Origin of the sequence: Subtercola boreus (assembly GCF_003399645.1) — a bacterium.
Taxonomy (GTDB): Bacteria; Actinomycetota; Actinomycetes; order Actinomycetales; family Microbacteriaceae; genus Subtercola; species Subtercola boreus_A.
Genome location: NZ_NBXD01000002.1, coordinates 82,320 through 96,071, shown reverse-complemented (window position 1 = coordinate 96,071; position 13,752 = coordinate 82,320). Strand labels below are relative to the sequence as shown.

At 66.0% G+C, this 13,752-nt stretch carries 14 protein-coding genes; 9 read left to right on the top strand and 5 right to left on the bottom strand.

Annotation, left to right across the window (positions count from 1 at the left end; translation table 11 throughout):
• Positions 1 to 199 precede the first annotated feature (199 nt).
• The 6 genes from B7R24_RS00570 to B7R24_RS00545 all read left to right on the top strand — a co-directional run bounded on the left by B7R24_RS00570 (position 200) and on the right by B7R24_RS00545 (position 4,267).
• Complete coding sequence (locus tag B7R24_RS00570) at positions 200 to 724, top strand: single-stranded DNA-binding protein (protein ID WP_116417040.1); 525 nt, start codon at positions 200 to 202, stop codon at positions 722 to 724.
• Positions 725 to 754: 30 nt separating this feature from the next.
• Positions 755 to 1,018: a 30S ribosomal protein S18 gene (gene rpsR / locus B7R24_RS00565; RefSeq protein WP_104245567.1), complete on the top strand. Its 264-nt coding sequence runs from the start codon at positions 755 to 757 to the stop codon at positions 1,016 to 1,018.
• Positions 1,019 to 1,027: 9 nt separating this feature from the next.
• Positions 1,028 to 1,480 carry a 50S ribosomal protein L9 gene (rplI, locus tag B7R24_RS00560; protein ID WP_116417039.1) on the top strand — a complete coding sequence of 151 codons (453 nt, stop codon included), beginning with the start codon at positions 1,028 to 1,030 and terminating at the stop codon, positions 1,478 to 1,480.
• Between the two features lie 379 nt (positions 1,481 to 1,859).
• Positions 1,860 to 3,236: a replicative DNA helicase gene (gene dnaB, locus B7R24_RS00555; protein ID WP_116417038.1), complete on the top strand. Its 1,377-nt coding sequence runs from the start codon at positions 1,860 to 1,862 to the stop codon at positions 3,234 to 3,236.
• Positions 3,237 to 3,323: 87 nt separating this feature from the next.
• The gene (locus B7R24_RS00550; protein WP_116417037.1) at positions 3,324 to 3,968 is read left to right on the top strand and encodes a hypothetical protein; all 645 of its coding nucleotides are present in this window, start codon (positions 3,324 to 3,326) and stop codon (positions 3,966 to 3,968) included.
• On the top strand, positions 3,965 to 4,267 hold the full coding sequence (locus tag B7R24_RS00545; protein ID WP_116417036.1) for a hypothetical protein: 303 nt from the start codon (positions 3,965 to 3,967) through the stop codon (positions 4,265 to 4,267). Before B7R24_RS00550 ends, B7R24_RS00545 begins: the two co-directional genes overlap by 4 nt.
• 61 nt (positions 4,268 to 4,328) lie before the next feature.
• Here B7R24_RS00545 and purB read toward each other — a convergent pair whose 3' ends face one another.
• The 5 genes from purB to B7R24_RS00520 are packed head-to-tail and all read right to left on the bottom strand — an operon-like array spanning position 4,329 to position 10,307.
• On the bottom strand, positions 4,329 to 5,708 hold the full coding sequence (gene purB / locus B7R24_RS00540) for an adenylosuccinate lyase (RefSeq protein WP_116417035.1): 1,380 nt from the start codon (positions 5,706 to 5,708) through the stop codon (positions 4,329 to 4,331).
• Positions 5,709 to 5,736: 28 nt separating this feature from the next.
• Positions 5,737 to 6,291, bottom strand: coding sequence for a low molecular weight protein-tyrosine-phosphatase (locus B7R24_RS00535; RefSeq protein ID WP_116417034.1), 555 nt, complete (start codon positions 6,289 to 6,291; stop codon positions 5,737 to 5,739).
• 12 nt (positions 6,292 to 6,303) lie between these two features.
• Complete coding sequence (locus B7R24_RS00530; protein ID WP_116417033.1) at positions 6,304 to 6,711, bottom strand: phage holin family protein; 408 nt, start codon at positions 6,709 to 6,711, stop codon at positions 6,304 to 6,306.
• 15 nt (positions 6,712 to 6,726) lie between these two features.
• A complete protein-coding gene (locus B7R24_RS00525; RefSeq protein WP_116417032.1) occupies positions 6,727 to 8,031 on the bottom strand; it encodes a nucleotide disphospho-sugar-binding domain-containing protein in 1,305 nt (434 codons plus the stop codon).
• Positions 8,028 to 10,307 (bottom strand): glycosyltransferase, encoded by a 2,280-nt coding sequence (locus tag B7R24_RS00520; RefSeq protein WP_116417031.1) that lies wholly within the window; start codon positions 10,305 to 10,307, stop codon positions 8,028 to 8,030. The genes B7R24_RS00525 and B7R24_RS00520 overlap by 4 nt, the downstream gene beginning before the upstream one ends.
• A 189-nt stretch (positions 10,308 to 10,496) precedes the next feature.
• Here B7R24_RS00520 and B7R24_RS00515 point away from each other — a divergent pair, with 189 nt between their 5' ends.
• From B7R24_RS00515 to B7R24_RS00505, 3 genes are read left to right on the top strand one after another with little or no spacing between them, the layout of a single operon-like run.
• A complete protein-coding gene (locus B7R24_RS00515) occupies positions 10,497 to 11,603 on the top strand; it encodes a histidinol-phosphate transaminase (RefSeq protein WP_116417291.1) in 1,107 nt (368 codons plus the stop codon).
• 36 nt (positions 11,604 to 11,639) lie between these two features.
• Positions 11,640 to 12,761, top strand: coding sequence for a thiamine pyrophosphate-dependent dehydrogenase E1 component subunit alpha (locus B7R24_RS00510; RefSeq protein ID WP_172582647.1), 1,122 nt, complete (start codon positions 11,640 to 11,642; stop codon positions 12,759 to 12,761).
• A complete protein-coding gene (locus tag B7R24_RS00505; protein ID WP_116417029.1) occupies positions 12,761 to 13,747 on the top strand; it encodes an alpha-ketoacid dehydrogenase subunit beta in 987 nt (328 codons plus the stop codon). Before B7R24_RS00510 ends, B7R24_RS00505 begins: the two co-directional genes overlap by 1 nt.
• Positions 13,748 to 13,752: the final 5 nt, after the last annotated feature.

Here is a 13,752-nt window from a genome sequence, read left to right as displayed (position 1 = left end):
TGCTCCTGCATCGTCGGCGGCTCCCGCCGCACGCGCTGCGGCATCGGTCAAGGCTGCCCCGAGCAAGCCTGCTGCCGCTCCCTCCGCTGCCGCTCCCTCCGCTGCTGCCCCCTCCGCTGCTGCCCCCTCAGGTGCCGCACCGTCGTCTGCTGCGCCCGCTGCCTCCGCGCCTGCCGCCACAACCGGCGAGTAGTCGACGATGGCTGGCGAAACCGTAATCACCGTGGTCGGCAACCTCACCGGCGACCCCGAGCTGCGCTACACGCAGAACGGGCTGGCGGTTGCCAACTTCACCATCGCATCCACCCCCCGTACCTTCGACCGTGCGTCGAACGACTGGAAAGATGGCGAAGCGCTGTTCCTTCGTGCAAGCGTGTGGCGTGAATTCGCCGAGCACGTGGCCGGGTCGCTGACGAAGGGTTCCCGTGTTGTTGCAACCGGTCGCCTGCGCCAGCGTTCCTACGAGACGAAAGAGGGCGAAAAGCGCACCTCGATCGAACTCGAGGTCGACGAGATCGGCCCCAGCCTTCGTTACGCGACAGCCCAGGTCACCCGTGCCTCGTCCTCCGGTTCTGCCGGCGGTGGCGGCGGCGGGCGTGGCCAGGTCGCTGCCGGTGGCGGCGACGAGCCCTGGGCGGCAAGCGCGCCCGCAACGGCTACCTCCGGTGGCGGCGCTGATGTCTGGAACACTCCGGGCAGCTACAGCGACGAAACCCCCTTCTAAACTTCACCTTTTTCAGAAAGCAGACCAACCATGGCTGGAAAGAGCAGCGGCGATCGCCGCAAGCCGATCCGCAAGGGGAAAGACGGCAAGAACGCCGCCCCCGCGAAGTCGATCCGCGTCGGCGTCATTGACTACAAAGACGTCAACACCCTTCGCAAATTCATCTCGGAGCGTGGAAAGATCCGCGCCCGCCGCATCACGGGCGTCTCCGTCCAAGAGCAGCGCCTCATTGCCCGTGCAGTCAAGAACGCCCGCGAGATGGCCCTGCTGCCGTACGCCGGTTCGGGCAGGTAGGAATTCACAATGTCGAAACTCATTCTCACGCACGAGGTCTCCGGCCTCGGTTCCGCAGGTGACGTGGTCGAGGTCAAGAACGGCTTCGCTCGCAACTACCTGATCCCCCAGGGCTTCGCGGTGACGTGGAGCCGCGGTGGCGAGAAGCAGATCGAATCGATCAAGGCTGCTCGCGCTGCTCGCGAACTCGCGACGATCGAAGAGGCCCAGCACCTCAAGCAGGTGCTCGAGAACAATGTCGTCAAGCTCTCGGTCAAGGCCGGCAAAGAGGGACGCCTGTTCGGCTCGATCAAGCCCAGCACCATCGCCGACGCGGTCTCCGCAGCCGGCTACGGCTCGATCGACAGGCGCAAGATCGAGATCACCTCTCCGATCAAGTCGACAGGTACACACGAGGCTTCCATTCGCCTTCGTGACGACCTGAGCGCAACCATCACCGTCCAGGTCGTGGCCGCAAAATAGCTGTAACCAGAAGGAGGGGGGCGCACAAATGCGCCCCCCTCCTTCTTCGTTTTTGTCAAGTGTTTTGTGCACAGGGCGTGTCGTGCTCCGAACGTTCAACCGTGGATTCAGACATCCGATAGTCCACAGGTTGTGGTCTCAGATAATACCTGATCAGATGCGCTTTACCGGGTCAAAGTTTTTTGTTCTCCACAGCTGATTGCACAGCTTGTACACAAGACACGCCGAGTTTCGCCGAAACAGTCCACAGAGTTATACACAGGATGATTTGTGTCCCTGTGACGGGCCTTCCTAGTCTTAGCCAGCATCGCTCGCGTGTCACACCGCCCGAGTGTCAGACGGTGGCGGTAAGCCTGAGGTCACAACGTAAGGAGTTCGGGTGTCGATTGCACATCTCGGTCTGACGGGCGATACACGCGTCATCGGAGAGACCCGCGGCCACGAACGCACCCCTCCGCACGACCTCCTCGCCGAACAGAGCGCCCTGGGCGGCATGCTGCTGAGCAAAGACGCCGTCGCAGACGTCGTCGAGGTGGTGCGCGGCGCTGACTTCTACATTCCCAAGCACGAGTTCGTGTTCGACGCGATTCTGAACCTGTACTCGCACGGTGAGCCGACCGACGTCATCGCCGTCACCGACGAGCTGATGAAGTCGGGTGACCTCACCCGGGCCGGCGGCGCAGAGTACCTGCACACGCTGACCAGCCTCGTTCCCACAGCGGCCAATGCCGGCTACTACGCTTCGATCGTGGCCGAGAAGGCCATCCTGCGTCGCCTCGTCGAGGCCGGTACCCGCATCGTGCAGATGGGCTACGCCAGCGAGGGCGAAGTGATGGACCTGGTGAACAATGCCCAGGCCGAGATCTACGCGGTCAACGGAAACACCGAGACCGAAGACTACGTGCCGCTGACGACGGCGGTAAACGCGGCGATCGACGAGATCGAAGCTGCGAAGGGCCGCGAGGGCCAGATGACGGGCGTGCCGACAGGCTTCGCAGAACTCGACATGCTGACCAACGGGCTTCATCCGGGCCAGCTCATCATCGTCGCGGCGCGTCCCGCGCTCGGCAAGTCGACGCTCGCTCTCGACTTCGCTCGTGCCGCCTCGATCAAGCACGACATGCCCTCGATCTTCTTCTCACTCGAGATGGGCCGCAGCGAGATCGCCATGCGCCTGCTTTCCGCCGAATCATCCATTCCCCTGCAGAGCATGCGTAAGGGAACCGTCGAGAGCCACGACTGGACGAAGATCGCAGCGACCCGGGGCCGCATCAACGACGCTCCGCTCTACATCGACGACAGCCCCAACATGACCCTGGTCGAGATTCGCGCCAAATGCCGCCGGCTCAAGCAGCGGGTGGGCCTGAAGATGGTCGTCATCGACTACCTGCAGCTCATGACCTCGGGCAAGCGGGTCGAGTCGCGCCAGCAGGAGGTGAGCGAATTCTCCCGTGCCCTGAAGCTCATGGCGAAGGAGTTGCAGGTGCCCGTCATCGCCCTGTCACAGCTGAACCGCGGCCCCGAGCAGCGCGCCGACAAGAAGCCGGCCCTCTCCGACCTCCGGGAGTCGGGCTCGCTCGAGCAGGACGCCGACATGGTCATCCTGCTGCACCGCGAATCTGCCTACGAGAAAGACAACCCGCGCGCGGGCGAGGCCGACCTCATCGTGGCCAAGCACCGCAACGGCCCGACGGCCACCGTCACGGTCGGTTTTCACGGGCACTTCTCCCGCTTCGCGGACATGCCGCACGCCTAGCCCTCGTTGGGTCTGCCCGGCAGGGGAGCTCTCAGGCCGGGCGCAATACAATGGATGGTCAGCGTGTTTGAGAAGAGGCCATTTCCTGTGAGCAACCAGGCAGTCCCGACGGACGGTCGATCGCCCTACTGGGGCGTACCGGTGGCCAGGGCTGTTCCGGCACTCATCGTGGGCGTCTTTCTCGCTTTCAGCCTGAATCACTCGTCGCAGGTTGGTCTGTTCGTCTTCGGGTCGTACGCCATCACTGCTGGCCTGCTCGTGGCGCTTCTCTCGGCGCGCTTCGTCGGCGTTCGGGTCACACGGCGGCTGTTCGTCGCCCAGGGCGTCGTCGGTGTCGTGCTCGGCGGTCTTGCGCTCGTCTTCAACGAGGGCGGCGTTCCCTACTTCCTCTACACCGTGACGCTGTTCGGTGCACTCACCGGGTTTCTCGAGCTCTACGCGGGGCTCCGCAGTCGTGCAGCGGGCGCGACATCCGCTTCACGGGTCGTCGATGCGAACGCACCCCGGGTCGTCGACGCGCTGGCCGCCAAGGACTGGCTGGCGGTCGGTGGATTCACCGCTGTGCTCGCGCTGGTGTTCCTGATCATTCCGCTCGACATCGTGACAGCGGTGGGGCTGTTCGGCGGTTACGCCGTCATCCTCGCCATCTTTCTCCTGATCGGCGGGTTCTCGCTGCGATGGGGTCACCACGTCGATCACACCGCACCGCTGAGCCAAGAAACGATCTCGTGACCTCTTCAGAACCGACCCCACCCACCCGCAGGCAGATTCTCAAGCCGGTCGAGCTGGTGTTGATCTCGGCGGTGCTCGCCCTGTTCGTCGGTCTGACGGTTCTGCTGGCGACCCGGCAGCCCGTGCTGTCGATCGTCTTCTTCGGTATCGCGTTCATCGTGTCGCTCGTCGTGATCGCCATGTTCACTCTCACGTTCAAGCCGAACGAGGCCGAACAGCAGGAGCTGCGCAGCGAAGACGAGCTCGGCGGCGGTGGCGTCAGCGGGCCCTATCTCGGGCCGGGGCCGAAGGGCCACTGAGTAGAGGCCACCGCGGGGCGGCTTCGCGGAGCGCTCCCGGTTTTCGCCCGACGCCCGGACATCACCCGAGGTAGTCGACCAGGTCGCTCGCAAGCCCCGTGTACGACGCCGGCGTGAGCGCCACGAGGCGCGCCTTCGCCTCGGCACCGATGTCGAGACCCTCGACGAATTCGACAAGCTCTGCCTGGCCGATCTTCTTGCCGCGCGTGAGCTGCTTCAGAAGTGCGTAGGGGTCGGTGATCGAACTGCGCCCTGCCGTGATCTCGGCGCGCACGACGGTCTGGATGGCCTCGCCGAGAACCTCCCAGTTGTCGTCGAGGTCGGCCGCAAGCAGGCCTTCGTTCAGTGAGATCTGGCCGAGCCCGCCCAGGATGTTGTCAAGGGCGAGCAGCGAGTGCCCGAGCGCGACCCCGATGTTGCGCTGGGTGCTGGAGTCGGTCAGGTCGCGCTGCAGGCGCGAGGTGACGAGGGTCTGGCTCAGGGAGTCCAGCAGGGCGCTGGAGAGCTCCAGGTTGGCTTCGGCGTTCTCAAACCGGATCGGGTTGATCTTGTGCGGCATGGTCGATGAACCCGTCGCACCCTCGACCGGAATCTGGGTGAAGTAGCCGAGGGAGATGTAGGTCCAGACATCGGTGCACAGGTTGTGCAGCACACGGTTGGCGTGCGCCACCTTCTGGTAGAGCTCCGCCTGCCAGTCGTGCGATTCGATCTGCGTGGTGAGCGGGTTCCACGTCAGCCCGAGGGAGGTCACGAATTCCTCCGAGACGTGCGGCCAGTCGACCGACGCGTCAGCCGCGAGATGGGCGGCGAAGGTACCGGTGGCGCCACTGAACTTCGCGAGGTACTCGGTCTGCTCGAGCTGGTTCAGGATGCGCTCCAGCCGGTACACGAACACGGCGAGTTCCTTGCCCATCGTCGTGGGCGTCGCGGGCTGGCCGTGGGTGCGTGCGAGCATGGCCGCACCCCGGTAGTCGAGGGCCTGACGCCGCAACTCGGCGATGACTGCCCGGAGGGCGGGCATCCAGACACCCGTCACCGCTTCGCGGATGGTGATGGCATAGGACAGGTTGTTGATGTCTTCGCTGGTGCAGGCGAAGTGAGTGAGCTCAGCAACCCCCGTCAGCCCGAGCTGGGTCAGACGGTTTCGCACGAGGTATTCGACGGCCTTGACATCGTGCCGGGTGACGGCTTCGAGCTCGGCGAGTTCGTCGATCTCGGGCTGGCCGAAGGAGGTGGCGAGGTGGCGCAGATCGCGCACCTGCTCCTCGGTGAGACGGGGTGCTCCGAAGAACTCGCGATCGGTGAGGTAGACCAGCCACTCCACCTCGACGTTGACCCGGGCGCGGTTGAGACCGGCCTCGGAGAGGTGTTCGCCGAGGCCCGAGACGGCCTTGCTGTAGCGGCCGTCGAGCGGGCTGAGGGGCTGGAGGGGAAGCGTCATGGTCTGGCTCCGGGGGTTCTGGGGGGGTTCAGGGGGCTGCAGGTGCGGTGGTGGCGGTGGGGCCCTGGTGCCGGAGCGCGGGCTCGAGCTGGTGGAAGAGGGCGCGGGAGGAACGTTCGACGGTGGCCAGGACGTCGTCGAACATGGCGGGTGTCGAGTAGTACGGATCGGGCACGTCTATCGGGGCACCGTTCTCGGCGTCGAAGCTCGACAGCAGACGCACCTTCGACCGGTCGGCATCGTTCGTCGCCCAGTCTCTGACCACCCGTTCGTGGCTGCGGTCGAGCACGACGACCAGGTCGAGTTCGGCGAACCACTCCGGGTCGAACTGGCGTGCGCGATGGGCCTGGCCGTCGTAGCCGTGCTTCGCGAGAGAGGCGATGGTGCGCGGGTCGGCCTGTTCGCCCACGTGCCAGTCGCCGGTGCCGGCCGAGGAGACGGCGATACGGTCGTCGAGACCGCCGCGGTGCACAAGATCGCGTAGAACGACCTCAGCCATGGGCGAACGACAGATGTTGCCGGTGCAGACCACACAGACGCGAAAGACGCCGTCGGTCAGGGGCGTGGCGTGGTCTGCGGGCATACCTCCATTGTCTCAGGCGCGGGAGGTTCGGCCCACGCGGAAGATCGCCTTCAGGATGGCACCGATGATCGCGCTCAGGATGGCCAGCACCAGTGCTCCGAGCACTGCCCACCAGAAGCCGTCGACGGTGAGCCCGAAGCCGAAGAGGCTCGTGATCCATCCGGCGAGCAGCAGCAGAACGGCGTTCACGATGAGCGAGATCAGGCCGAGTGTCAGGATGTAGAGCGGAAAGGCGACCACACGGATTGCGGTGCCGATGATTCCGTTCACAATTCCGAAGACGAGTGCCACAAAGAGGTACGAGACGACCGCGGCGAAGACGCCGTCAGCGTAGGGAGCGAGCTTGACTCCTCCGACGATCTGAACGGTGGCCCAGAGGGCGATCGCATTCGCGACGAGGGAGAGGAGGAATCTGCGCATGCCCCACTATCCCAGCTACGGCCGGGGCGGGGAAGCCAGAAGTTCGTACGCCAGACCGCGACCGGGTGACGCGCGGAGTGCGGCTCCCAGGTCTTTCGCGGTCTGCTGGGCCGGGCCCGTCAGCAACCGGATGCTCGCCTCACGCAGTTCGCTCACCGAGGCCGTATTGGGGGCGAGTGCCAGCCCGACACCGGCGTCGACGACCCCTGCGGCACCCGCGAACTGGTCGGTCGAGAAGGGCAGAACAAGCAGGGGAACACCGGCTTCGGCCGCTTCGGTGACGCTGTTGTTGCCGCCGTGGCTCACGATGAGCGAGGCGCGTGCGAGGAGGGTCACCTGGGGGAGGAACGCGCGCACCAGCCAGTCGGTGGGAACGCCGGCGAACTCCTGCGGGTCGGAGGAGCCGGTTGCGAGGGCGACCCTGACGTCGAGCTGTTTCAGGGCATCCGAAACCCGCAGGAGCACGTCGCTCCGTACGGAGAGAAAGCTGCCGAAACTGACGTAGACGATCGGCCGGTCGGACCGGGCGATCCAGGCCTCGACCTCGTCATCGACCGGTTCGCTTCGCACCGAGGCACCGAGAAACACGTGCGGCGACAGGGCCGCACTGCGTTCTGGCGGATGGAGAGCCTCGGGGTAGTTGAACAGCAGCAGGTCGCCGTGCTCGGCGAATGCGTCGCGCGACGGCGGTAGGGCTGGGTTCAGGGTGGCGAGGGCTGCATTCCATTCCGCGGTGAATTCGTCACGGATGCGCTCGTTCAGCGCTCGGAGGCCGCTCAGCTCGGCGGCGCTCGGCGTGAAGACGGTCGGCCAGAACGGCGGATGCCCGTAGACCTCCTCGCCGACGGGCAGGGCACTCGGATGCCCGAGCACGACATCTCCATAACGGAGCCCGGCGGCATCCAGCCCCAGCCGCGCGCCGAACGCGAGGTGGTCGACGATGATCTGGTCGGGCTTCGTCCTCTCGACCACATCGAGCACTTCGCGGGCTTTCTCCACAGGATCGAACAGGAGGTCTCGGCTCCGCGCCTCGGCCTGGAATCGTAGGGTCTCGATCATCCCTCGGCGTGTCGCGTCGAAGAACCCCCGCAGGGCGTCGTCTTCACCCGTGGGCTGGTCTTCGGCACGAATGACACCGGGGTTCGAACCCCGGCCCAATTGGAGGTTGACCCGTGAGAACCCGAAACCCTGCACGATCGCGGCGGTCGCGGGCCCCGTCGCAACGACGACCTCGTGCCCGTGCTCCTGCCACGCAGTGGCGATCGTGGCGAGCGGCAGCAGATGCGAGGCGTAGTCGGGGCTGATGACGAGCAGAGTCACTGCGCGTACTCCGTGCGCGACGAGCCCGATCCCGCCGTGCCCGGTCCCTGCGGGGCCGTGGCAACGTCCCGGTAGATGCGGGTGAGGGCGTGGGCCATCGCGTGGATGGTGAATTCGTCGCGAATGAGCGCCTGGGCCTGAGCGACGCGCTGCTGCACATCGGCCTCGGGTGCAGCAGCGAGAGCGAACGCGTCAGAAAGCCCTGCCCTGATGCCCGCGGAGTCGCGGGTGTCGACGAGAAAACCGGTCACACCGTCGACGACATAGGTCGCGGGGCCGCCGCCGTTGGGCGCGATGACCACCAGACCCGCTGCCATGGCCTCGAGAAGCGCGATTCCGAACTCCTCCTTGAGGCTGCCGCAGACGTACACGCCACCCGGCGCGATGAGGGGAGGGTCGGGTGGGGTGCCGAGGGAGGTGCCGGCCGGTGTGCCGAACCGAACGGCCCCCAGCCACCGCGCGACCACGTCGTTCGGGCGGTGTCCGGCGAGAATGAGGCCGTCACGGGCTTCGGGATGCTCGGCCAGGGTTGCTTCGATGCGGTCGAGTTGCCCTCTCTCATCGGCAGAGGGGTTCGTGATGTCGCCCCCGACGAGCATCAGGTTAGTGGTGCGACGAAGGTGTGGGTCGGCGGCCCAGGCCTCGACGATGGTGGCCATGCCCTTGACGTGGTGCAGGCGGCCGACGCTGATCGCCAGCGGGAGCCCGTGCCGGTTGGAGGGCAGGGCGCGCACGAGGGAGTCGAGCTGCTCGAAGGGATCGGTCGTGGTCGTGGTCGTCTGCGGCTCCGACACCCGCCCCCGCGCTTCCGTCAGCGCGGTTTCGATCACCGATACATCGATGCCTTCGGGCACGACCGTGAAATGGCCGGGTTTCTCCTCGATGTCGATGCCCAGCAGCTCGCGCAGGTCGCTGTGCAGTTCGGGGCGCGGAAAGAGCACGATGTGCGCTGCCTGGTCGGCCAGGCGCTGCACGAGCCGGGTGCGGAACCAGTAGTGCTCGTGTTCGTCGACCGCTCCGAACCCCGCCCGGGTGAGCGTTCCGGCCATGTCGAGCGCATGGATGACGCCGTGGGGGTCGGGTGCGAGCGTGAAGACGACCGGAATGCCCAGGTGGGCGGCGACGGTCGCGGCGGCCATGCTGCCGACATCTGCCATCCGCAGGTGCAGCACATCGACCGGGCCGAGGGCGAGCAGGGCGCGCCGGATACCCCGTTCGGCCGCGATGCGGCTCGGCCAGGCGCTGGCGGTGGAGGTGGGCGCCGTGAGCAGGGGGACCGGCGCGAGAATGTGGCGTTCCTCGGGTGGGTTCGTCAAGCCCGGCAGCCAGGAGTGTTCTCCGGGCAGAGCGGCCAGGGAGGCAGCGGGGCTCCCGCGGGACAGGGTGATCACCCGATCGATGCCGTCTTCGAGCAGCAGCGCATCCCCGAGACGCACCAGCAGGGTGGCGATGCCGCCGTTGTCGCCGGCTCCCGCCTTGGTGAGCCCCCTGTCGATATCGGCGTGCAGGAAGAGCTGGGCGACAGTGAGACCTGCCGTGCGCGGCACGGTGGCTGAGTCGTCGGCGAGCCTGGCACGGCGCGGAGCGTTCAGTGCGAGTTCGACGTCGTAGGCGGCCAGGCGTGCGACGTCGCCCAGCTCACCAGGCAGCTCGGCATACCGCTGCACGACGCGCAGGCATTCGTTGTCACCGGACCGGTCGCCGAGGGCGGCCATGGCGGCAAACCGCACCACCGGGAACTCCTCATCGTCGGAGGCGAGGTAGCAGAGCGCGCGGCCGGCGACCCGACCCCCGATCAGGCCGAGCGTCTCCGCGAGCCGGGCCCTCGGTTCCGGCATGCTCTCGCCCGCTAGAGCACCCTCCACCGCCAGCGCGATGTGGTCGGGAGTGGAGAGTGCCCACTGCTGCAGCGTTCGCTCCGCGAGAGCACCGGTGAACCCGCCCGAGATGACGCCCTTGACGAGGCGGGAGATCGCATCCAGGCGCGGCAGCCTGGTCCAGAACGCCCACGCCGCGTGCTCGCGGAGGAATGCGCGGTCAGACGACAGCAGCTCGGAGAGCTCGAGCTCGGCCTCGTCGTCGTATATGCGCGCAAGGGCATGAACAGCGGCGATGGCCATCAGCGAGTCGGATTCGTCGCGGATGAGGGCACGCAACTCATCGATCGAACTGCTGCCGAACCGATCCACAGACCCGGCCAGATCATCGGCGGCCCGGAGAACATCCAGAATGAAGGGAGTCTCGTGCAGGTGGAGAAGTGTCTCGTGAAGATCCATGGTGCCCTCTGATTCATGCAGTCCGCCTCGGGGCGGAAACAACCCCTCGATCAAACATCCTCCACGAACCTCTGGCAACACCTTGACAGTGAACGTCCGGCCAACGCTCAGTCGGCGGTGCTGCGCACCTCAGCCCTGTGGATCGGGTGAACGCGGGCCCGATCTGCCGGGAGGCAATAAACTGTGGTGATGACCTCGCCTGGCACTCCCCCGATCAAGCTGCGCCCCGAGATCGTCGCCCTGCCTCCATACCGCCAGGGCAGGGCTGTCGTCGGCGGATTCAAACTCTCCTCCAACGAGAACCCGTTCCCCCCGCTGGCCGGGGTGCTGCAGGCCGCACAGTCGGCGGCCGAGGTACTCCACCGGTACCCGAACGGCCATGCGCCCGAACTCTCCGAGCGACTGGCCGATCGGTACGGCGTGAACACCGAGCAGGTGATCATCGGTGCCGGTTCGGTGGCGGTGCTGGCGCAACTGGTCACCGCAGCGGCGGGTGCGGGCGACGAGGTCATCTATTCGTGGCGTTCGTTCGAGGCCTATCCCCTGCTGCCCGTCATGAGCGGCGCGATCAGTGTGCAGGTGCCCAATCGGCCCGACCACGGCCACGACCTGCCGGCGATGGCTGCAGCCATCACCGATCGCACGAGAGTCATCATCGTCTGCACACCGAACAACCCCACCAGCACGATCGTCACGAAGCAGGAGTTCGCCGACTTCATGACGATGGTTCCGGATGATCTGCTGGTCATTCTCGATGAGGCATACGCCGAATTCGTGACTGACCCTGACGCGGTCAGCGGCATCCCGCTCCTCGGGATCTACCCCAACCTCGTCGTCCTCCGCACTTTCTCCAAGGCGTACGGGCTGGCCGGCCTTCGCATCGGGTATGGCGTCGGTCCGGTCTCGGTCATCGACGCTGCGCGCAGTGCGAGCATCCCGCTCTCGGTGACGCACCACGCCCAGCTGGCGGCGATGGCCTCACTCGATGTCGAAGACGAGCTTCTGGAGCGAGTGGCGAACATCGCCGCGCTCAGAACGACCGTGTGGCAGGGCCTGACTGACCAGGGCTGGGTTCTCCCGGTACCCCAGGGCAACTTCGTCTGGCTGCCGACGGGAGAGCACACCGCTGACGCTGCGGAGGTCTTCGCCCGCAACGGGATTATGGCGCGACCGTTTCATCCGGAGGGCATCCGCGTCTCCATCGGGGAGTCTGAATCTGTCGATAAACTCTTGGTCTCGGCCAAAGAGATTGTCGACAACCTCTCAAACATGCCGTCCGCCCAGCCGATACTTTAGAAGCTGGCCCGAACACAGAAGCACGAGGTAAGCCAGGTGGCAGACGTTTCGCCAGCCGTACAGTTTCTCTCCATCGACGGAACGTTCGCCCCGAACGAGGCTGCCGAGGAGTATCTGCCCTATCTGAATGAGCTGAGCGAGGCAGACCACCGCCAGTTCTACCGCGACATGGCGATCACCCGCCGGCTCGACGAAGAATGCACCAATCTGCAACGGCAGGGCCAGATGGGGCTCTGGCCGCCGAGCCACGGGCAGGAGGCGGCGCAGGTCGGATCAGCACGAGCATCCCGCCCGCAGGACGTGATCTTTCCCAGCTACCGCGAGCACGGCGTCGCCCTGGTGCGGGGCATCGACATCGTCGACGTCGTGAAGGTCATGCGCGGCGTCAGCATGGGCGGGTGGGATCCGACCGACCCGAAGAACGGCAACTTCCGCAACTACTGCCTGGTGATCGGCTCGCACACGCTGCATGCGACCGGTTACGCCATGGGGGTGCAGTTCGATGGGCTAGTCGGAACGGGCGACTCGTCGAAAGATATAGCCGTCATGGCATATTTCGGCGATGGCGCCTCGAGCCAGGGCGATGTGAGTGAAGCATTCGTCTTTTCGGCGAGCAACCAGACGCCCCAGGTCTTCTTTCTGCAGAACAACCACTGGGCGATCTCGGTGCCCGTGACGACCCAGTCCCGAACACCCCTCTATCTTCGGCCGCGGGGCTTCGGGATTCCCAGCGTGCAGATCGATGGCAACGATGTTCTGGCGAGCTATGCGGCGACAAGAAAGCACCTCGACGACGCCCGTGCCGGCTCCGGCCCCTCCCTGATCGAGGCGCTCACCTACCGCATCGGCGCCCACACGACCTCCGATGACCCGACCCGCTATCAGACGCCCGAGCAACTGGCGTTCTGGGTGGCGAGAGACCCGATCATCCGGTTCGCCGCCTACCTGCGGAGCCGCGGCGCCGACGACACGTTCTTCGCGGAGGTGAAGACCGAGGCCGACGACTTCTCCTCCGACCTCCGACGCCGCACGCTCGAACTCGAGTCGCCCGATCTCGCTGTCATCTTCGACAGCGTCTACTCGGAGACCCATCCCCTGGTCGACGAACAGAAGGCGTGGCTCGATGAGTACGAGCAGTCGATGAAAGCAGGTCTCTGATGGCTGCCGTTGCAGAAGAACTCCCGATGGCCAAGGCGCTCAACGCCGGCCTTCGGGCGGCCCTCGCGGCAGACGACCATGTGCTGCTGATGGGCGAGGACATCGGCAAACTGGGTGGAGTGTTCCGTGTCACAGAGGGCCTGCAGGAGGAGTTCGGGGTTCGCCGGGTCATCGACACGCCACTCGCGGAGTCGGGCATCATCGGCACGGCCATCGGCCTCGCCATGCGGGGCTACCGTCCCGTGTGCGAGATCCAGTTCGACGGGTTCATCTTCCCGGGGTTCGACCAGATCACCACCCAGCTCGCGAAGATGACGTCGCGCACCGCGGGCGCTGTGCCGATGCCCGTCGTCATCCGGGTGCCGTATGGCGGGCACATCGGCGCCGTGGAGCACCACCAGGAGAGCCCGGAGGCGTACTTCGCGCACACTCCCGGGCTCCGGGTCGTGAGCCCGAGCACTCCGAACGATGGGTACTGGATGATCCAGGAGGCCATCGCCTCAAACGACCCTGTTCTGTTCTTCGAACCCAAGAGCCGGTACTGGCCGAGGGGCCCGATCGATTTCGGCCAGAGTGCTGCGGCGCTGCATGCGACACGCGTCGTTCGCACCGGAACCGACGTCACCGTCATCGGGCACGGCGCCATGGTGGCGAACCTCCTGCAGGCGGCGCAGCTGGCGGCCGAGGAGGGCGTGAGCATCGAGGTGCTCGATCTGCGATCGCTCAGCCCGGTGGACTATGCGCCGATTCTGACGTCGGTCGAGAAGACGGGCCGACTCGTCGTGTGCCAGGAGGCGCCCGGCTTCGCGAGCATCGGCTCGGAGATCGCCGCGACGATCGCCGAGCGGGCGTTCTTCTCGCTCGAATCGCCCGTGCTTCGAGTGTCGGGCTTCGACACCCCCTACCCGCCTTCGAAGATCGAGTCTTTCTACCTGCCAGACGCAGACCGGGTGCTTGAAGCCGTCGACCGCGCCCTGGCGTACTGAGGAGC